The following is a 19,362-nucleotide window of genomic DNA, read 5'->3' on the forward strand; positions in this document are numbered from 1 at the left end:
AATTACTCGCTTACAGGCATTTAAAATATGATAATTATCATAGTGAAAGAGTTATGTTAAATTTAGTAAAAAAAGATTTACAATTATCTATATTCATTTTAAATTACTATTACTGAAATAGTTAGACATTAAAGTTACAAAACTAACAATAGTGATTGTGCTTAAAGGCATAATTATCGCTGCTACTAAAGGGAGCAGATTACCTGTAATAGCAAAAGAAAGACCCACTACATTATACAGCAGAGATAATACAAAGCTCATTTTGATAATTAAAATAGATTTTTCAGATAATTTTAAAAAATAATCTAATCTGGAAAATTCACTGGCATCCAGAATGGCGTCACATGCAGGAGAAAAAACATTAACATTTTCAGAAATGGATATTCCAACATTGCTTTGTGCCAAAGCACCGGCATCATTTAAACCGTCACCAACCATCATTACATTTTTTCCTTTCTCCTGTAAGTTTTTAATGAACTCCAATTTCTGTTCTGGCTTCTGATTAAAAATAAATTCAGTGTTCTTTGGTAAAATTGTTTCAAGATTAATTCTTTCTCCATCATTATCTCCTGATAGCACTTTTAACTGGTAATTTTTATTAAGTGTTAAAAATAACGTTGCAAGGCCATCTCTATATTGATTTTGAAAATTAAACTGTCCATAGTACACATTATCAATTTTGATGTGGAGTGCCGTTTTTTCCACTTCTCCAACATCCAAATCCGGACTTCCAACAAATGTTGCCGAGCCTATTTGAATTGTTTTATTTTCAATTGAAGCTAAAATTCCTTTCCCTGTTATTTCTTCAAATTCAATACTTTTTATTCGTTTTGATTCTGGCAGAAAATCATATAACATTCTGCTTAAAGGGTGATTTGAAGCACGCAATACATTTTTTATAAGTATATAATTCTCATCAGAAATAGGATTTCCTTCATAAACAATATTCGATTTTTTATTTGTTGTTATTGTCCCCGTTTTATCAAAAACTATAGTATCTACTTTTGCTAATTGTTCAATGACTAAAGCGTTTTTAAGATACATTTTTTGCCTGCCCATAATTCTCAAAATGTTCCCGAAAGTAAATGGCGCCGTCAATGCAAGAGCACACGGGCAGGCCACAATTAATACCGCCGTAAAAACATTAAAAGCCGTATTAATGTCAATAAAAATCCAGTAACCGAATCCTGCAAAGGCAATTAATAATAATATAGGAGTAAAATAACGGCTAATTTTATCTGTAATCGTTTTGTGTTTTTGATCAACATTTTTTTGAAAAATTTCATTGCTCCACAACTGCGTCAGATAGCTTTGTGAAACAGAATGTATTACTTCCATTTCGATTACTTTCCCGATTTGTTTTCCACCAGCAAATACCCTGTCTCCTGATTTTTTAGTTATCGGTATTGCTTCTCCGGTAACGAAACTATAATCAATCTCCGCGTTTTCACTAATTAAAATGCCATCAACCGGAATCAATTCCTGATTTCTAATCAATAATCTATCACCTTGTATAACATCATAAATTGGCAGACTTTCTTCTGAGGTATCTGCGTTAATTTTAGTAACAGCAATCGGAAAATAAGATTTAAAATCTCTCTCGAAACTTAAAAAACTATAGGTTTTAATTTGAAACATTTTTCCGAGTAGCATAAAAAAAACCAAACCTGTTAAACTATCAAAAAAACCAGATCCATAGTTCATTACAATGTCAAAAGTACTTCGGATAAACATTACAATAATCCCTAAAGCAATCGGAATATCAATATTCAACATTCGTGATTTAATACTTTTGTAAGCAGAAACATAGTAACCACTAGCCGAATACAAAAAACTTGGCAATGCTAAGAGAAAGATTAAAATTCTAAAAAAAGGTTTGTAATTATCCAACCAAAATTCCTTTATTTCGAAGTACTCCGGAAACGATAACAGCATAATATTTCCGAAACAAAAAAAGGCAACTCCAAGTTTATAAGTCAAACTTCTGTCTACATTATTTTTGCCTGTTTCGTAGTTTTCTAAACTAATATAAGGTTCATAACCAATGGAACTTAAAAGATAAACAATAGATTTGAGTGAAATAAGATCCGAATTATAAGTGATTCGGACTCTCTTTTCCGGAAAATTAACTTGTGAAATACTGATTCCGGTTTGAATTCTGTTTAAATTTTCGAGAATCCAGATACAAGAACTACAGTGAATATGAGGAATATTTAAAGAAACAATAGCTGTGTTTCCTTCCTGAAATTCTAATACTTTTGAAAGAATAGTTTCGTTCTCTAAAAAATCATATTTACCCTGAATGTCTTGCGGAGTAGCACCCGGAGATTTTTCGAAATCATAATAGCAAGTCAAATCATGAAGACTGAAAATTTCATAAACTGTTTTACATCCATTACAGCAAAACTTTTTTCCATCAAAATTGATTTCTTCATTTTTAGCAATGGTCAGGCCACAATGAAAACAACCTTGCTCACTCATAATTTGTTTTTTTAACTTTTACAAAGTTTATAAATTGCAAAAGACTATAAATATGACATTTATCACGTTTTAATAAATTATGATTCTAATTTAGGAAATAAAAAAAGGCAAATTACAGTCGTAGATTATTTCTGATCTTTTTTATGTAATTATTATACTTTAAGACATGAATAATGGTTAATTTTGCTTAAAATTTTTGTCATGAATAAATGTGACCAGTGTATCGTGCGACAATTAACTTCTTTGCAAGCCTTAAATAAGGAAGAAGTAATAAAATTAGCCAATAGCAAAACAACATATAAAATAAAAAAAGGCGAAGCTATTTTTGAAGAAGGTGATGTGACAAATGGTGTTTTTTGTGTAAAAGACGGAGTTGGAAAACTTTCTAAACTGAGTGCAAACGGAAAAGACCAAATTGTGAAACTGGTTAAATCGGGGGAGCTTTTAGGACAGCGCTCCATGATCAGTAATGAACCTGCCAATTTAACTGCAAAAGCAGTAGCTGACATGGAAGTTTGCTTTATTCCGAAATCTGAAATTATTGGTTTTTTCAATAATAACAACCAATTTTCTATGAAATTGATGCAATCCGTTTGTGAAGATTTGAAAGAATCTGAAAATGACAAGATTGCATTAGTTCAAAAAACGGTAAAACAGCGATTAGCTGAGACTTTACTTTACTTACATGACTTTTTTGGAGAAAACGAAGACAAGACATTAAAAGTGCAATTAACCAGAGAAGAATTGGCCGGAATGATAGGAACTGCTACAGAAAGCTGCATCCGTTTATTATCTGACTTTAATAAATTAGGATTGATTGAATTGGTTGGTAAAAAAATTGTCTTAAAAGATGCAAAAGCATTAAAAAAACTATCTGCTTAATTATAGTTTTTTAGCTTCATTCCAGAATACATCCATTTCTGCTAATGTCATATCCATTAATGGCTTTCCTAATTCGCCTGCTTTACTTTCTAAATATTGAAAACGCTTAATGAATTTTTTATTGGTACGTTCTAAAGCATCTTCCGGATTTACATTTAAAAATCGGGCATAATTAATCATGGAGAACAATACATCTCCAAATTCGGCTTCAATTTTATCCTGATCACCCGATTTTACTTCTTCTTGTAGTTCTTCCAATTCTTCCTGAACTTTATCCCAAACCTGATGCGGTTCTTCCCAATCAAAACCAACACCTTTTACTTTATCCTGAATTCGACTGGCTTTTACTAATGCCGGCAAACTTCTTGGAACTCCTTCTAAAACTGATTTTTTGCCTTCCTTTAATTTTAGTTTCTCCCAATTTTGTTTGACTTCTTCTTCATCTTTAACAACGGTATCACTGTAAATATGAGGATGACGATGAATCAATTTATCACAGATTTCGTTACAAACATCAGCCATGTCAAAATCATTAGTTTCAGATCCTATTTTAGCATAAAATACAATATGTAATAGCAAATCTCCTAATTCTTTTTTAACTTCATTTAGATCATTATCCAAGATAGCATCTCCTAATTCGTAAGTTTCTTCAATTGTTAAATGTCTCAGTGTTTGCAAAGTTTGTTTTTTATCCCAGGGACATTGCTCACGAAGTTCATCCATAATAATTAACAATCTTTCGAAAGCTTTTAATTGAAGTTCTTTGCTCATTATTGAAGTTTTTTTTGGGTTGAAACCGAATGATGTAAAAGTAAAAAATCCTGTCAAGAAAACATCTTAACAGGACTATTATATTTGAATGTAAAACTACTATTCTTCTTTTTTAGCTTTTGCTTTTTTAGCAGCCGGAGCTTTTTTTGGTTTTTCTTCAGCTACCGGAGCTTCTTCAGCAGTTTCTGCAGGAGCCGGAGCTAAGTCAGTAACCAGACCTTTAGCCTCAAGTGTATTATACCAGTTTAATACTTTTTTAATATCTGAAGGATAAACTCTTTCTTCATCATATTCAGGTAAAATTTCTTTAAAATAAGCGGTCAACTTTGCATTATCTTCTTTATGAGAAATAGCCTGACCTTTGTTTTCTTTAACAGCAATACGTTGCATTACTTCTGTTAAAGGTTTTTCGCCTTCATATGTATAAATTGAAATCTCTGATAATAAACTTACATTACTTTTTAAGTTTACTGTGATTTTTTTTCCGTCTGTTAATGATTCTGCCACAAAACCTGTACGAGTTTGTACTTTCAATACATATAAACCTGGTTTACCAGAAATGGCTAAAATTTTATCTAAATTCATGTTTATTAAAATTAGTATTAAGAATTTCTTTTTATATTTTATTATGTTCTAAGCTTTCGTAAGAACAATTATCTTCCTTTTTTAGCCGCAGCAAATTTCATTCTGTATTCTTGAAAAGTTTTACCTTCAGTAATGTTTTTCAATTTCTTCTGAATCAAACGTTTTTTCAAAGAAGATATTTTATCGGTAAACAAAACACCTTCAATATGGTCATATTCATGTTGAATAACTCTTGCAATTAAACCATCAAAAACCTCCGTTTTCATTACAAAATCTTCTTCACAGTATTCAATTGTAACCGTTGGTTTTCTGTAAACATCTTCACGAACATCAGGAATACTTAAGCATCCTTCGTTAAAACTCCACTCCTCACCTTCTTCCTTAACAATTTTAGCATTGATAAAAGTCTTTTTGAAACCTTTTAAATCTTTTTGTTCTTCAGACGGTAAATCTTCATCATCACTAAAAGGAGTCGTATCAATAACAAACAAACGAATCGCTATACCTACCTGTGGTGCAGCAAGTCCAACACCATAAGCGTTGTACATGGTTTCATACATGTTTGCTATTGTTTCTTTTAAGTTTGGATACTCTGGCGTAATTGCCTCGCCCACTTTTCTTAAAACAGGATCACCATATCCTACAATTGGTAAAATCATTTGTATTAATTTATGTATTATCTACTGAAAACCCTGAATTTAATTCCCATAATTCAGCTGGCAAAAATAGTAAAAAATAGTCAATGAATAATTCTAAACAACATATTAAATCGTATTTTTTGCCTGTCTGTTAAAATCTCAGCTATAATTATGCCAAATTAATTCGTACAATTCTTACCTTTGTTAGTAAACCTCACTATATGTTTGATCGCATCTCGAAATTCACGAACAGTACTTCTTTTTTAAACGCCTCCAAAGTAACCATTGCTTCTGTAGTACCTGTACTGATTTTGAACTTTTTAGGTCATTTTGAAATAGGTTTTACCATTGCCCTTGGAGCTTTTTACACCTATCCGAGTGATATTCCGAGTTCATTGAGTCATAAAATAAAAGGATTAATTGTAGCGTCATTAATCGTTTCAGGAGTCAACTTATTAGTTAATCTTGCCTATCCTTATCCATTTTTGTTTTATCCTTTTTTAGGATTTTTACTTTTTTTATGTTCTATGATTTCGGTTTACGGGCAACGAGCTACACTGGTATCATTTTCTGCCTTGTTATCTATTTCCTTATCATTTGGTCATTTACATACAGGCTGGGAAGCTTTTGAATATTCCGGTTTTATCTTTATTGGAGGAATCTTGTACTTAATTGTATCTCTTGTCTTTCATTTTATACAACCTTATAAATATGTTGAGTTACAAATTGCTGAAGGAATAAAGCTAACCGCAAAATACCTAAAATTAAGGGGAGACTTATGGAATCCTGAAGCAAATCGGCAAACCATTATCGAAAAACAGTTAGCTGTTCAGGTGGAATTGAATTTGATTCATGAAGATTTAAGAAAAATGCTCATTGGCAACCAAAATACTTCTGCCGCTAATGCGCAAAATCGAAAAATGTTATTGGTTTTCATCACCTTGGTTGAAATTCAGGAACTTGCTTTGTACACCTCATTTGATCACAGCAAACTTCATGAAAAATTTGCTAAACATCCTGAAGTGCTGCGAACGTATCAGAATGTGGCTTATAAACTAGCCTCAACCTTAAAAAAACTTTCTAAAAACGTTCATCATATTGCCGTTTACGTCGATAAAAATGATTTGAAAAATGAATTGGACGCGCTTGAATTTGCCATTTTTGACTATGAAAAAAAATTAGGAAAAGACGAAGCTTCAGAAGGAGTTTTGATGTTGACCAATATGCTGAAATATGCTAAAAATCAAGTTGGAAAAATCAAAATTATCCAACGTGCTTTTTCATTGGCAATGCAATCCTTCAAATTGAAAGACAAAGATAAAGAACTGGAAAAATTCCTTACACCACAATATTATCCGTTACGTACCTTAATTGAAAATTTGAGTTTTTCTTCTTCTATTTTCAGACATTCTATACGTTTGACCATTACCATTTTAATTGGTTTTCTTGTCGGAAAAATTCTTCCGTTTCAAAACGTCTATTGGATTTTATTGACTATTGTCGTGATTATGCGACCAGGATACGGTCTTACAAAAGAACGTTCTTACAACAGGATATTTGGAACTATTTTAGGAGGATTATTTGCTTTTGGAATCGTATCGGTTGTTCAGAATCATGTTGCCTTGAGTATTTTCTCAATTGTTTGCATGCTGCTTGGAATCTCGTTTACGCAAATCAATTACAAAATCAGCGCAACGTTTGTAACCATGTATGTGGTTTTTATTTACGGAATTTTGACACCCGATGTGGTAGAAGTAATTCAGTTTAGAATTTTAGATTCGCTTGCAGGAGCTATTTTAGCGTTTTTAGCCAATCAGTTTTTATGGCCGGCCTGGGAATTTATCAATACACCAATACATATTGAAAATTCTATTCGGGCAAACAAAAATTACTTAAAAGAAATTGCTGATTATTATAATAAAAAAGGAGAAGTTCCGACTTCTTACAGATTAGCCAGAAAAAATGCTTTTGTAGAAATCGGTAATTTAATGACTTCATTTCAGCGTATGATGCAGGAACCAAAATCGAAACAAAAAACATTGCCATTGGTTAACAAATTGGTTGTTTTAAATCATTCAATACTTTCGGCTCTCGCTTCTTTATCAACTTATATTCAATCGCATCAAACCACATCAGCATCAGAATCATTCAATTACATTATAAAAACTATCTTATCTAATTTAGACCAGTCGATTTCTATCTTAAAAAATGAGACCATTATAAAAGACACTTTTTTTGATAAAGAAGATGTAACACTGCAATTTGAAGAGCTAAAACGCAAAAACTTTACACGTCTGGCAACAGATGAAGATCTGGATAAAGAAACACGTCAGGCTAAAATGCAGGAAGCTCAAATGGTTATTGAACAATTAATCTGGATGAGTAATCTGGCCGAAAAGATTTTGAAGATAACGAAAGATCTAAAAGCAACAAATCCAGATTAATTCATCTGGATTTGTTGCTTTTATAATAGAAAATTAAGTTTAGTTATTTTTTAATTTCAAAACTTCAGAAGTATGTTTTCTAAGTTCTGACAAAAGTTCTGGTTTATCGTTTAAAGTCTGACCGTAAGAAGGAATCATATTTTTCATTTTTGCTTCCCATTCCGGTGTTTTAATCTGATTTGTAAAACATCTGCCAATTAAATCAATCATAATTGAAACAGCAGTTGAGGCACCTGGAGAAGCTCCTAGTAAAACCGCTAAAGTTCCATCATGTGTATTAATTACTTCTGTTCCAAATTCTAAAACGCCACCTTCTTTTTCATCTTTTTTGATTACCTGAACACGTTGCCCGGCCTTTTCCAATTTCCAGTCTTTAGATCGTGCTGAAGGTAAGTATTCGCGTAAAGCAGCCATTCTGTCCTTTGGTGACTGACGAACCTGCTCAATTAAATATTTAGTCAATGGGATATTATGAAATCCCGCTGACAACATCGGAATCAAATTATTAGCTTTTATAGATAATGGCAAATCTAAATAAGAACCATTTTTTAAGAAACGGGTTGAAAACCCTGCAAACGGTCCAAAAAGCAATGCTTTTTCGCCATCAATTACACGAGTATCAATATGCGGAACAGACATTGGAGGTGCTCCAACACTAGCTTTTCCATACACTTTTGCTCCATGTTTGGCAATAACTTCCGGATTTGTACATTTTAACCACTGCCCGCTTACCGGAAAACCGCCATAACCATTTCCTTCAGGTACATTTGCTTTTTCTAACAACGGCAATGAACCACCACCGGCCCCAATAAATACAAACTTGGTATAGGCTTTTCTAACTTTACCAGTATCTAAATCTGTGATTTTAATTCGCCATGATTTATCCTCGCGTTGTCTTAATTTCTTTACTTCGTGATTAAAATATAAAGATACTCCATCTAGTTTTTCCAGATAATTAAACATACTTCTGGTTAAAGCTCCGAAATTTACATCGGTACCAATTTCCATGTGAGTAGCCGCTAATTTATCACCAGCCTCTCTGCCTTCCATTACAAGCGGCATCCATTTTTTTAGTTGCTCAAAATCGGTGCTGAATTCCATTTGAGAAAAAATGGGATTGCTTTGCAAAGCTTCAAAACGTTTTTTAAGATATTTCACGTTTTTATCTCCCCAAACAAAACTCATATGAGGAACACTTTTAATAAAATTATCCGGAGATGGTATTTTGTTTTGTTGTACCAAGTATGACCAAAACTGACGAGAAACCTCGAATGATTCTGCAATACTTATCGCTTTTTTAGGATCAATACTTCCGTCTGCCTTCTCGGGAGTGTAATTTAATTCACAAAAAGCAGAATGTCCTGTGCCGGCGTTATTCCAGGCATCTGAGCTTTCGGCTGCAGCAACATCAAGTCTTTCGTAAATTTCAATTTTAATATCAGGTTGTAATTCTTTCAAAATTACTCCAAGAGTGGCACTCATAATTCCAGCTCCAATGAGTACTACTTCACTATTTGAACGTATTGTTTCGTCAGGCATAACAGTATTTTATTTAAAATGCAAAGGTACTTTTTATAATTGCAAAAAAAAACTAATTTTCTATGATAAAAGTTATGTTTTTCTAAAAAAGAAAAAGAAATGGACCTAGTAGAAATATGCTTTTAAAATCTTTTGGAGGAAAGATAATCCTGAAGCATAATTGTAGCCGAAATTTCGTCAATCAAACCTTTGTTTTGACGTTGTTTTTTGCTCAAACCGCTATCAATCATGGTTTGAAAAGCCATTTTTGAAGTAAAGCGTTCATCTACGCGAACGACTTTCATGTCTGGGAAAATATTAGAAAAATGAGTCACAAAACCTTTAACCAGAGAGGCACTTTCAGATGGCTGACCGTTCATTTGTTTTGGTTCGCCAATTAGCACGGCTTCCACCTTTTCTTTGGCAAAATAGTCCTTTAGAAAATCAATTAAGGTACTTGTCGGCACAGTTGTTAAACCAGAGGCTATAATTTGCATCTCATCAGTAACGGCAATTCCCGTACGTTTTTGTCCGTAATCTATGGAGAGAATTCTTGGCATTTGGTATTTTTTGACAAAGATAACTATTTTAATTTTCCAATTTTAAGCAACAACAGAAACGTAATTTTTTAAAAATTGAATTTCAATTATTCCCTGAAATAAATATTTTAAACATTAAATCCACAAGACGAAAAAATTATTTATCAAATTCAAAACAAAAAGTTACATATATAACATTTTCAAAAGGTTTTACTTTTCTGCTTTTCCACAAATACGTTATCTTTGCCAAAAATTAAAACTTATGAATTCTTTACAGACTATAATTGAACAAGCTTGGGAAAACAGAGCTTTATTACAAGAAACTACTACGACTGATGCTATTAGAGAAGTGATCGAATTGGTTGATGCAGGAAAATTACGTTGTGCCGAACCAGTTGGTGATAAGTGGCAAGTAAACGAATGGGTTAAGAAAGCAGTTGTAATGTATTTCCCAATTCAAAAAATGGAAACATGGGAGTCAGGTATTTTTGAATATCATGATAAAATGTTGCTAAAAAGGAATTATGCTGAAAAAGGAATTCGTGTAGTACCAAACGCTGTTGCACGCTACGGAGCTTATATTTCAAGCGGTGTTATCTTGATGCCAAGTTATGTAAATATTGGTGCTTATGTTGACGAAGGTACTATGGTTGACACTTGGGCAACTGTTGGAAGCTGTGCTCAAATTGGTAAAAACGTTCACTTAAGTGGTGGAGTTGGAATTGGTGGAGTTTTAGAGCCTTTACAAGCCGCTCCGGTTATCATTGAAGATGGTGCTTTTATTGGTTCTCGCTGTATTGTTGTAGAGGGTGTTCACGTTGGTAAAGAAGCTGTTCTTGGTGCTAACGTTTGTTTAACTGCTTCAACAAAAATCATCGATGTTACTGGTGATGAACCTGTTGAAATGAAAGGTTTTGTTCCTGCACGTTCAGTTGTGATTCCGGGAAGTTATACTAAAAAATTCGCTGCTGGTGAATTCCAGGTTCCATGTGCCTTGATTATTGGTACTCGTAAACCATCTACAGATTTAAAAACGTCATTAAATAATGCACTTCGTGAATACGACGTTGCAGTATAAATTTTAAAAAATCTAATAGCTAAAATTCCAAATTCCAATCATTATCAATTGGAATTTGGAATTTTTTATTTGGAATTTTCCTTCTGAAGTTTTAAAAGCTTAGCATATTTCATATAAGAGAAGAAACTTTGAATCATTGCAATTGATAAACCATCGATGCCATTAAAGATTCCTTTCTTAAAAAAGTAACAGCGAATGAAAGATACGGTTCCGTTTAAAACTGGTTTAAAAGCATTTATTCTTTTTCCCTGATCGTATAATTGTTGCGCATGCCAGCCAGAATATTGGTTCTTCTTTGCAATTATCTGATCTAAAGAATCCCAACCGTAATGTAAAATGTGTACGGCTACTTTCTTTTCATTTTGAGTAATTATCTTTTGATGTACAATTGAGTCTGAAGGCCTTGCCGTTTGTTTATTAAAAAAACGAACTTTATGATCCGGGTACCATCCTGAAAAATCAATAAGTTTATCTGCCAGAAAGTTCTTTACCCTAAAACTAAAAGCGTCATGATTCCCTTCCAGATATTTTTTGTTTACTATAAATTCTTTAGCATCTTTATCCAGAAATTCATCTGCATCAAGGTTAAGAATCCAATCGTTTTTACAATACGGAAGACCATGAGTACGTTGTGGTCCATCTCCTAAAAAGGCCTGCTGGATAACAATTGCACCTTTTTCTCTTGCAATTTCAACAGTACGATCTTTACTAAATGAATCTACAACAATTACTTCATCACAAACTTTTAATAAAGCATCAATGCATTTTCCTATATTTTTTTCTTCATTGAAAGTAATAACCAGACCACTAATTTCCATTGCAAATTTTAATTTATTAGCCACAAAAATATAACTTTTTTAATTTAGTTTACTCTTATTCTGCTTATACGATTGCGCACTTCATAAAATAGTTTGTAATTTAGCCCTCAAATTGAATTGTAAATAAATGAGAATATTAGTCATTCAGCAAAAGAGAATTGGAGACGTATTAACCAGTACCATAATTTGTAATAACTTAAAAACAAAGTTTCCTGACTCGGTGATAGATTATATGTGCTATCCTAACTCTATTGATGTATTAAAAGAAAACCCAAATATTGATAATATAATTCCTTTAACCAATAAGGTACGAAAATCAATCCCTTCTTTATTTAAATTTATTTTTGAGATTCGAAGCAAAAAATACAATGCTGTTATTGATGTCTACTCGAAATTAGAGACTAATCTGATTACCTTATTTTCAGGAGCAAAATACAAAGTTTCGTATCACAAATGGTATACTAAAATATTTTACAATTATACTTACGAACGTTTTGATGCAATTGAATCAGAACACGGACTAGCGATTGAGAATAGATTATTACTTTTAAAACCATTCATTTCAGAAAAAATTACAGATGTAAAGCCAAAAATATTCTTAAAAGAATCTGAAATTACTGAAGCTCAAAACCTTCTTAAAAGCTATAACATAGACAATGAAAAACCATTAATTATGTTTGGAATTTTAGGTAGTGAAGTTTATAAAACGTATCCATTAGAAGGAATGGCAAAAATTATAGATTTTACTGTCGCTAAAACTAACGCTACTATAATATTTAATTATATTCCAGACCAAAAAGAACAAGCTCTTGAAGTTTATAACTATTGCACAGAAGAAACAAAAAAACACATTGTTTTTGACTTGTATTGTACAGAATTAAGACCTTTTTTAGCGCTGCTTTCTCAATGTGAAATGTTGATCGGAAATGAAGGAGGTGCCGTAAATATGGCCAAAGCCCTTGATATTCCGACTTTTTCAATCTTTACACCTTCTGTTAGAAAAGAAACCTGGCAATTATTTGAAAACGAAGCCAAAAACGCTTCGATTCACTTAAAAGATTTAAAACCTGAAATATACGAACAACATACAGAGCAATACATAAAAGAGCATACTTTTGAATACTACAACGAGTATCCTTTGGCTCTAATGCTCGAAAAATTAGAGACTTATTTTCAAGAATATAAAAATTGAAAAAAGTAAAAACCATCCAATGAGTGCTAGCGAAAAGCAAAAGTTATCCGTTTTAATTATTACACTTAACGAGGAGCTTCATATCAAATCACTACTTAATGATATCGATTTTGCTGATGAGATAATTGTAATAGATTCTTATAGTACTGATCGGACGGTTGCCATCATTGAATCATTTGAAAACATAAAAGTGATTCAAAACCAATTTGTTAATTATACAGCGCAGCGTAATTTTGCAATTGATCAGGCACAAAATTCATGGATTTTATTTATTGATGCTGATGAAAGATTATCGCCGGATCTAAAATCTGAAATTATAGCTACGATAAATAAAAAAAATGCTGCCAGCGCCTATTTGATTTACAGAACTTTTATGTTTAAAAACAAAAAACTACATTTTAGCGGATGGCAAACTGATAAAATTTTCAGGCTTTTTAATAAAACAAATTGCAGGTACGATCAAAATAGAATGGTACACGAAAAGTTAGTAGTTAATGGATCTATTGCAACTTTAAAAAACAAAATCATTCACTTCTCCTACACTTCTTATCAAGATTACAAAGCAAAAATGTACCGTTATGGAATTTTAAAAGCTGTTGAGAAACAAAAAAAAGGACAGAAATCATCTTATTTACTAATGATTTTCCATCCTGTTTATACTTTTTTATATCAATTTTTAATTCGTTTTGGTTTTTTAGACGGCTCAAAAGGAATTACGATATGTTATCTAAATGCTTATAGTATCTTTATTCGATATAAAGAACTTAACCGTCTTACTTCTTCTTCCAGAATTTAAGTTTCTTTTTTAAGCGCTTTTTTCTATAAAATTGCTCCTGAAAATCAGCAGTATACTTCCATAATGTATCAAAAGTTTTTTGCTCTGTTTCCGGATATAATTTTGCATATTCATTGCTCATTACGGCCACCATTTCCTTTATCGGGGTCAGGCGACACAAATTTTTCATACGCATTTCAAAAGTCATGGACTGATGAAATTCCATTCGGTTTAAATCAACCAAAAAGAATTCATAATTTCCATCTTCTTTCTTTTTAATCAAAGTATTTCCAGGCGAATGATCCAGAAATTCAATACCTTTTTCATGAAGATCAAAACTAAATCTGGTAAATTGTCTCAGTATATTATCATGATCCGGGTAATCCGGAATTTCTACAAGTTCTCTGTAAGTCAGGTCAGTTACCAAGTGCTCGCTCGCATAATAACTATCTCTTAAACCAACAAAATTAAAGTTCTCTAAAAATGCTATTGGCTGAGGAGTTCCAATACCCTTTTCTAATAAAATTGTAGCATATTCATACGAACGTCTTGCCTTTGATTTTCTAAAATAACGATACGCTATTTTATTAATTAGATTCGGAATTTTGAATGATTTAATGTTGATTGTTTTCCCATCCAGATCAAACAATTTTATAATATTGCGATCTCCATTTCCAAACAACATGCCTGAAGTATTAAAATCTTTAATAAAAGCCAAAATATCTCTGGAACTCTTTATTACTGGTGAAAATTTAAATTTTGAGATCATTAAATATATTAATTATTATCATTGCTATTGATTCATTTCGTTCTGAAAAAGCACAACTTTAAGCTCGTGTATGCCACAACCAAGCCTCATTTAGAGTTAAAAAAATACTTTACGCTGTTTTTTTCTTTAATAAGAATTTCAGCCACTGTCCGAAATTTTTAAAGTAAATCTTTAATTTAGAGACATGTAATCTTTTTTCATTTTCAATAATCTCTTTTATTTGAGATATATTTTTAGTTGAAAAAAATGCTAATTTCTTCCATCTTTTAGGTTGCAAATAGTAGAAATCCTTATAATCTTTATAATTATTTTCATTCACAACAAGCCATTTGTCCAAAAATCCTTTATCTACGTCTACATTATGCCCCCAATTCTCAAACTTAAAACGTAAATCTTCTTCTGTTCTTGACAATGATTCATGCAAAACAATGTTGTTTGTATAGATCTGACGTCCCTTAATTCTTCGTCCGTTTTTATAATTAGGGTAATTCGTAGCAAAAATTGCTTTTAAAGGTTTATCTACATATAAAATACCTTTTTCTGTATACTTATAAAGCATGACCCAAAAGGCGCAAATTTGTATTGGATTTTTTTCCGGATTAATAAGATAAGAATCGTATTTCCTTAAGTCTGAAACGAACTTTTTAAAATCAACAAAATATTCATCGCAGTCTACCTGAATAATCCAATTTCCTGTTCCCATTTTTTCAGCAAGCATTTTTCTTTCTCTAATTTCGCATTGCATTGTGGTTAAAGTCGGAACATAAAAATCATCCTCATAAATAACTACTTTTTTATCGATATCAAATATTCTAATCCACTCAAAAAAAGATTCATCAATATTAAAAGTGCCACCATTCCATGTGTTTCTATTTTTATCAATGGCAATAAAAACCGTATCCACATCTTTATACACTGTTGGTAGTGAAGTTTTTAACAATTCATAATCATACGAAACCAGATAGCCAACTTGAATTTTTCCTGTCATTGAAGCTTTTGTGAAATTTGTTGCAATTTAGTAATTAATATCTATTTTTACCCCATGAAAAAGCAATATGACTATTTAATTATCGGCTCAGGACTCTTCGGAAGTGTTTTCGCTCATGAGGCTACAAAGGCAGGAAAAAAATGCCTTGTAATAGATAAAAGAGAACATTCAGGAGGGAATATATATTGCGAAAATATTGAGGGAATAAACGTTCATAAATATGGAGCACATATATTTCACACTAACGATAAAGGACTTTGGGATTATGTAAATCAATTCGTTGAATTTAATAATTTCACCAATTCACCAATGGCACTGGCAAAAGGAAAATTATATAATTTACCTTTTAATATGAATACTTTTTATCAGCTTTGGGGCACCAAAACACCTAAGGAAGCTAAAGCAAAAATTGATGAGCAAGTAGCAATTTATGGGGTCGAAAATCCAAAAAATCTCGAAGAACAGGCTTTAAGTCTTGTTGGAAAAGATATTTATGATTATTTCATTAAAGAATATACTGAAAAACAATGGGGAAGAAAAGCTACAGAACTCCCAGCGTTTATTATAAAAAGACTTCCTGTTCGATTCACTTTTGATAATAATTATTTTAATGATACTTATCAGGGAATTCCTATTGGTGGATATAATAAACTAATTGATGGTTTATTAAAAGGAATTGAAGTAGTAACAAACACCGATTACTTTTCTGACAGAGCAAAATTTAATGACATTGCTGATAAAATAGTTTACACTGGAAAAATTGATGAATACTTTGATTATAAACTAGGTGTTCTTGAATACAGATCGCTTCGTTTTGAAAATGAAATTTTAGATACAGACAATTTTCAGGGGAATGCTGTCGTTAATTATAATGATGCCACTTATGATTTTACCAGAATAATTGAACACAAGCATTTTGAATTTGGCAAACAAGATAAAACGGTTATCACAAAAGAATACCCACAAGAATGGAATCCATCTAACGAAGCGTTCTATCCTATAAATGATGACAAAAATCAGGCATTGTATGACGAATACAAAAAATTATCTCTAAGAGAAGAAAATGTAATATTTGGAGGCAGATTATCAGAATACAAATATTATGACATGCATCAGGTAATTGCAATGGCCTTAACAAGATCTAAAAAAGAACTAAATAATGATTAAAATTTTTGTAGTCACTCATAAAGAAAATCCTTTGTTATCTAACGAAGTACTTGTTCCTATCCAGGTGGGAACAAATGAAACGATTACGCCAGCTATATTAAGAGATAATACACTTGATAATATAGCCGCAAAAAATGGAAATTATTGTGAATTAACCGCGGCATACTGGATTTGGAAAAATGTAAAAGATGCTGATTATGTTGGTATTTGTCATTATAGACGCTATTTAAATTTTTACAACAATTGGTACAATTTAAAACCATCAGCTCAGAAAAAAATTAAAACTGAAGATTTTAAAAACACCAAATTATACAATGTTTCTTCAGATAAATTAGAAAAAAAAATAGCATCAATCCTTTCAGAATATGATGTAATTCTTTGCAGACCATACAAATTCAAAACTTCTACTTTAACCAAAAATTATTGTGACGACCATCGATGTGAAGATTGGGACCTGACAAAGAAAATAATTTTGGAAAAATATCCTGAATATAAAGATAACATTGTGAAATTTTTAGATGAAGGAACTACTTTTCACATTGGAAATATGATGATTACATCAAAAGAAAAATTTGATGCATATTATAGCTGGTTGTTTTCTATTCTTTTTGAACTTGAATCCCAAATTAAAATTCCTGAAGATGCTTATCAAGCCCGAATTTTCGGCTTTATTTCAGAAAGGCTAATCAACTTATATATGTATCATAACAAATTCAAAATCAAAGGAGTTCCATCATACAAAATAATAGATTTATAGAAAATTTCAATATTGATTTATAATTGGCTTTCAAAAATGGACTGCTTTAGGTTTGTTTACCAACCAGAAAGATTATTTTTGCACTAATTTATATTCAATTACAATGAACGAAGAAATTTTAAAAGCATACGAAGTCATCAAGGAAGGTGGAATTATCCTTTACCCTACTGATACAGTTTGGGGAATTGGTTGTGATGCGACAAACGCGGAAGCTGTTGCAAAAATCTACAAATTGAAACAACGTGCCGAAACACAAAGTATGATTGTTTTGATGAACGGAGAAAAAATGATGTATAATGTTTTTAAAAACATTCCTGAAGTTGCGTGGCAAATTTTAGATTTATCTGAAAAACCTACAACCTTAATCCTTGATGAACCACGAAATGTGGCACCAAATATCATTGCAGCAGATAATTCTCTTGGAATTCGTTTAGTAAAAGAACCTTTTTGCTTTAAATTATTAGAGCGAATGAAAAAGCCTTTAGTGTCAACTTCAGCTAATATTTCAGGACAACCAACCCCTATTGCTTTCAAAGATATTAATCCGGAAATTATCAAAGGTGTTGATTATGTAGTGAATTTATATCATGACAAAGTCGCCGGAAAACCTTCAACAATTATAAAATTGACAAAAGACTCACAAGTGAAAGTGATACGTAAATAATTTTAGATTTTAGATTGCAGATTTTAGATTATTTAAAATCTGTAAAAAAAACTCAGAACCTTAACGACTTAGCATCTTAGAAACTTTAAATGGTCTTCAAACTCTCAATCAACCAATCAATATCTTCTTTGGTATTATAATGACTAAATGAAATTCGGAGATTTGGTAATTTTAAATCAGTCTCCGAAAGCATTTCTTTTAAAACATGAGAAGGTTTTATACTCCCGGATTGGCAGGCGCTTCCTCTAGAAACTGCAATTCCCTTCATGTCCAGACTAAACAATAACATCGCTGTTTTATCTGAAGAAAAAGGCAAAATAATATTTATAATATTGTAAAAATCGTCTTTTTTTCCATTGATTCTGAAATCTGGAAAATAAATTTCAAGTTGCTCAATCAGGTATGTTTTTAAGTCGGAAATGTATTTTCTTTCTGAATCTAAATTCTCATAAGATACTGATAACGCTTTAGCCATTCCGGCAATTTGATGTACCGCTTCGGTTCCGGCGCGCAGGCCTTTTTCCTGTTCTCCACCAAAAAGCAAAGGTTGCAAACCTGAGTTTTTGCGAACAAAAGCAAAGCCAATTCCTTTTGGTCCGTGAAATTTATGTGCACTTGCTACTATAAAATGAACCGGAGTTTTCTGCAAATCGATCTCTGTTTTACCAACAGACTGAACCGTATCTGAGTGAAATAAAGTATTATATTGTTTGCAGATTATTCCCACTCTATCTAAATCTAAAATGGTTCCGGTTTCGTTATTAACATGCATCAAACTAACAATTGTCTTTTTTTCTTCGGACAATAAATTAGATAAATGTGTTAGATCAATACTCCCATCTGGGTTTATTTTTACATAATCTACCTGAATATTATAATCTGATTGTAAAGCCAAAGTTGGATACAAAACAGCATGATGCTCAATTTTAGAAGTAATAATGCGCTCTACTTTCAAATCTTCAACGGCTGATCGAAGAATCCAATTGTCTGCTTCTGTACCTCCAGAAGTAAAAATAATTTCCTGGGCAGAACAATTTAAATGTTTGGCGATACTTTTTCTGGAAAGCTCTAAAATAGTCTTGCCATTTCGTCCAAAACTATGTGTAGAAGAGGGATTACCAAAATCTTCTGTCATAACTTTAGTCATTTCCTGAATAACTTCAGGGCGTATAGCAGTTGTAGAGGCGTTATCGAGATATACTTTTTTCATTACTGCAAAGTTATGAAATATCAATTGTCTATTCTTAAATATCATTTGCCAAATTTTTCACTATTTTTGACGCAAATAAAATTACG

At 31.8% G+C, this 19,362-nt stretch carries 18 protein-coding genes; 8 read left to right on the plus strand and 10 right to left on the minus strand.

The genetic code is table 11. The annotated features are described in order from the left end of the window. Nucleotides 1-93 precede the first annotated feature (93 nt). Nucleotides 94-2,481, minus strand: coding sequence for a heavy metal translocating P-type ATPase metal-binding domain-containing protein (locus IHE43_RS18045; protein WP_192185191.1), 2,388 nt, complete (start codon nt 2,479-2,481; stop codon nt 94-96). A gap of 201 nt (nt 2,482-2,682) precedes the next feature. Here IHE43_RS18045 and IHE43_RS18050 point away from each other — a divergent pair, with 201 nt between their 5' ends. Then, a complete protein-coding gene (locus IHE43_RS18050; protein ID WP_192185192.1) occupies nt 2,683-3,363 on the plus strand; it encodes a Crp/Fnr family transcriptional regulator in 681 nt (226 codons plus the stop codon). On the opposite strand, the gene mazG is transcribed toward IHE43_RS18050, so the two are convergent. From mazG to def, 3 genes are all read right to left on the minus strand, one after another. Beyond that, nucleotides 3,364-4,134, minus strand: coding sequence for a nucleoside triphosphate pyrophosphohydrolase (gene mazG / locus IHE43_RS18055; protein WP_056185831.1), 771 nt, complete (start codon nt 4,132-4,134; stop codon nt 3,364-3,366). A gap of 99 nt (nt 4,135-4,233) precedes the next feature. Beyond that, nucleotides 4,234-4,719 (minus strand): DUF5606 domain-containing protein, encoded by a 486-nt coding sequence (locus IHE43_RS18060; RefSeq protein WP_192185193.1) that lies wholly within the window; start codon nt 4,717-4,719, stop codon nt 4,234-4,236. 68 nt (nt 4,720-4,787) lie between these two features. After that, on the minus strand, nt 4,788-5,378 hold the full coding sequence (gene def, locus IHE43_RS18065; RefSeq protein WP_056185836.1) for a peptide deformylase: 591 nt from the start codon (nt 5,376-5,378) through the stop codon (nt 4,788-4,790). Nucleotides 5,379-5,578: 200 nt separating this feature from the next. On the opposite strand from def, the gene IHE43_RS18070 reads away from it, so the two are divergent. After that, a complete protein-coding gene (locus tag IHE43_RS18070; protein WP_192185194.1) occupies nt 5,579-7,801 on the plus strand; it encodes an FUSC family membrane protein in 2,223 nt (740 codons plus the stop codon). 39 nt (nt 7,802-7,840) lie between these two features. Here IHE43_RS18070 and IHE43_RS18075 read toward each other — a convergent pair whose 3' ends face one another. Together IHE43_RS18075 and ruvX are read right to left on the minus strand one after the other, a co-directional pair. Then, nucleotides 7,841-9,340, minus strand: coding sequence for a malate:quinone oxidoreductase (locus IHE43_RS18075; RefSeq protein WP_192185195.1), 1,500 nt, complete (start codon nt 9,338-9,340; stop codon nt 7,841-7,843). A 122-nt stretch (nt 9,341-9,462) separates the two neighbouring features. Next, nucleotides 9,463-9,879 carry a Holliday junction resolvase RuvX gene (gene ruvX, locus IHE43_RS18080; RefSeq protein ID WP_192185196.1) on the minus strand — a complete coding sequence of 139 codons (417 nt, stop codon included), beginning with the start codon at nt 9,877-9,879 and terminating at the stop codon, nt 9,463-9,465. 241 nt (nt 9,880-10,120) lie between these two features. Between ruvX and IHE43_RS18085 the strand changes: the two genes are divergently transcribed. Beyond that, on the plus strand, nt 10,121-10,936 hold the full coding sequence (locus IHE43_RS18085; RefSeq protein WP_056185853.1) for a 2,3,4,5-tetrahydropyridine-2,6-dicarboxylate N-succinyltransferase: 816 nt from the start codon (nt 10,121-10,123) through the stop codon (nt 10,934-10,936). A 65-nt stretch (nt 10,937-11,001) separates the two neighbouring features. Here IHE43_RS18085 and IHE43_RS18090 read toward each other — a convergent pair whose 3' ends face one another. Further along, on the minus strand, nt 11,002-11,754 hold the full coding sequence (locus IHE43_RS18090; protein ID WP_192188251.1) for a glycosyltransferase family 2 protein: 753 nt from the start codon (nt 11,752-11,754) through the stop codon (nt 11,002-11,004). Between the two features lie 127 nt (nt 11,755-11,881). On the opposite strand from IHE43_RS18090, the gene IHE43_RS18095 reads away from it, so the two are divergent. Both IHE43_RS18095 and IHE43_RS18100 read left to right on the plus strand, forming a co-directional pair. Beyond that, a complete protein-coding gene (locus tag IHE43_RS18095) occupies nt 11,882-12,946 on the plus strand; it encodes a glycosyltransferase family 9 protein (protein WP_192185197.1) in 1,065 nt (354 codons plus the stop codon). Between the two features lie 19 nt (nt 12,947-12,965). After that, nucleotides 12,966-13,742 carry a glycosyltransferase family 2 protein gene (locus tag IHE43_RS18100; protein ID WP_192185198.1) on the plus strand — a complete coding sequence of 259 codons (777 nt, stop codon included), beginning with the start codon at nt 12,966-12,968 and terminating at the stop codon, nt 13,740-13,742. On the opposite strand, the gene IHE43_RS18105 is transcribed toward IHE43_RS18100, so the two are convergent. Together IHE43_RS18105 and IHE43_RS18110 are read right to left on the minus strand one after the other, a co-directional pair. Further along, nucleotides 13,720-14,490, minus strand: a complete 771-nt coding sequence (locus IHE43_RS18105) for a Kdo domain containing protein (protein WP_192185199.1) — start codon at nt 14,488-14,490, stop codon at nt 13,720-13,722. The two genes, IHE43_RS18100 and IHE43_RS18105, sit on opposite strands and share 23 nt — an antisense overlap. A gap of 109 nt (nt 14,491-14,599) precedes the next feature. Further along, entirely contained in the window at nt 14,600-15,478 is an 879-nt protein-coding gene (locus IHE43_RS18110; RefSeq protein ID WP_192185200.1) for a hypothetical protein, read from the minus strand. Nucleotides 15,479-15,532: 54 nt separating this feature from the next. Between IHE43_RS18110 and glf the strand changes: the two genes are divergently transcribed. The 3 genes from glf (at nt 15,533) to IHE43_RS18125 (ending at nt 18,066) form a co-directional block, all read left to right on the plus strand. Then, on the plus strand, nt 15,533-16,645 hold the full coding sequence (gene glf, locus IHE43_RS18115; protein ID WP_192185201.1) for a UDP-galactopyranose mutase: 1,113 nt from the start codon (nt 15,533-15,535) through the stop codon (nt 16,643-16,645). After that, complete coding sequence (locus IHE43_RS18120) at nt 16,638-17,402, plus strand: DUF4422 domain-containing protein (protein WP_192185202.1); 765 nt, start codon at nt 16,638-16,640, stop codon at nt 17,400-17,402. Before glf ends, IHE43_RS18120 begins: the two co-directional genes overlap by 8 nt. Before the next feature lie 103 nt (nt 17,403-17,505). Next, nucleotides 17,506-18,066, plus strand: a complete 561-nt coding sequence (locus IHE43_RS18125) for an L-threonylcarbamoyladenylate synthase (protein ID WP_192185203.1) — start codon at nt 17,506-17,508, stop codon at nt 18,064-18,066. An 85-nt stretch (nt 18,067-18,151) separates the two neighbouring features. On the opposite strand, the gene IHE43_RS18130 is transcribed toward IHE43_RS18125, so the two are convergent. After that, complete coding sequence (locus IHE43_RS18130) at nt 18,152-19,276, minus strand: cysteine desulfurase family protein (RefSeq protein ID WP_192185204.1); 1,125 nt, start codon at nt 19,274-19,276, stop codon at nt 18,152-18,154. Nucleotides 19,277-19,362 lie beyond the last annotated feature (86 nt).

Source organism: Flavobacterium sp. MDT1-60, assembly GCF_014844035.1.
Classification (GTDB): domain Bacteria; phylum Bacteroidota; class Bacteroidia; order Flavobacteriales; family Flavobacteriaceae; genus Flavobacterium.

Bases quoted from the DNA above. Each gene is read 5' to 3' on its own strand.
- IHE43_RS18100 (WP_192185198.1), top strand. From the start codon at position 12,966: ATGAGTGCTAGCGAAAAGCAAAAGTTATCCGTTTTAATTATTACACTT.
- IHE43_RS18090 (WP_192188251.1), bottom strand. From the start codon at position 11,754: ATGGAAATTAGTGGTCTGGTTATTACTTTCAATGAAGAAAAAAATATA.
- ruvX (WP_192185196.1), bottom strand. From the start codon at position 9,879: ATGCCAAGAATTCTCTCCATAGATTACGGACAAAAACGTACGGGAATT.
- mazG (WP_056185831.1), bottom strand. From the start codon at position 4,134: ATGAGCAAAGAACTTCAATTAAAAGCTTTCGAAAGATTGTTAATTATT.
- IHE43_RS18085 (WP_056185853.1), top strand. From the start codon at position 10,121: ATGAATTCTTTACAGACTATAATTGAACAAGCTTGGGAAAACAGAGCT.
- def (WP_056185836.1), bottom strand. From the start codon at position 5,378: ATGATTTTACCAATTGTAGGATATGGTGATCCTGTTTTAAGAAAAGTG.
- IHE43_RS18070 (WP_192185194.1), top strand. From the start codon at position 5,579: ATGTTTGATCGCATCTCGAAATTCACGAACAGTACTTCTTTTTTAAAC.
- IHE43_RS18120 (WP_192185202.1), top strand. From the start codon at position 16,638: ATGATTAAAATTTTTGTAGTCACTCATAAAGAAAATCCTTTGTTATCT.
- IHE43_RS18125 (WP_192185203.1), top strand. From the start codon at position 17,506: ATGAACGAAGAAATTTTAAAAGCATACGAAGTCATCAAGGAAGGTGGA.
- glf (WP_192185201.1), top strand. From the start codon at position 15,533: ATGAAAAAGCAATATGACTATTTAATTATCGGCTCAGGACTCTTCGGA.
- IHE43_RS18110 (WP_192185200.1), bottom strand. From the start codon at position 15,478: ATGACAGGAAAAATTCAAGTTGGCTATCTGGTTTCGTATGATTATGAA.
- IHE43_RS18095 (WP_192185197.1), top strand. From the start codon at position 11,882: ATGAGAATATTAGTCATTCAGCAAAAGAGAATTGGAGACGTATTAACC.
- IHE43_RS18045 (WP_192185191.1), bottom strand. From the start codon at position 2,481: ATGAGTGAGCAAGGTTGTTTTCATTGTGGCCTGACCATTGCTAAAAAT.
- IHE43_RS18105 (WP_192185199.1), bottom strand. From the start codon at position 14,490: ATGATCTCAAAATTTAAATTTTCACCAGTAATAAAGAGTTCCAGAGAT.
- IHE43_RS18130 (WP_192185204.1), bottom strand. From the start codon at position 19,276: ATGAAAAAAGTATATCTCGATAACGCCTCTACAACTGCTATACGCCCT.
- IHE43_RS18060 (WP_192185193.1), bottom strand. From the start codon at position 4,719: ATGAATTTAGATAAAATTTTAGCCATTTCTGGTAAACCAGGTTTATAT.
- IHE43_RS18075 (WP_192185195.1), bottom strand. From the start codon at position 9,340: ATGCCTGACGAAACAATACGTTCAAATAGTGAAGTAGTACTCATTGGA.
- IHE43_RS18050 (WP_192185192.1), top strand. From the start codon at position 2,683: ATGAATAAATGTGACCAGTGTATCGTGCGACAATTAACTTCTTTGCAA.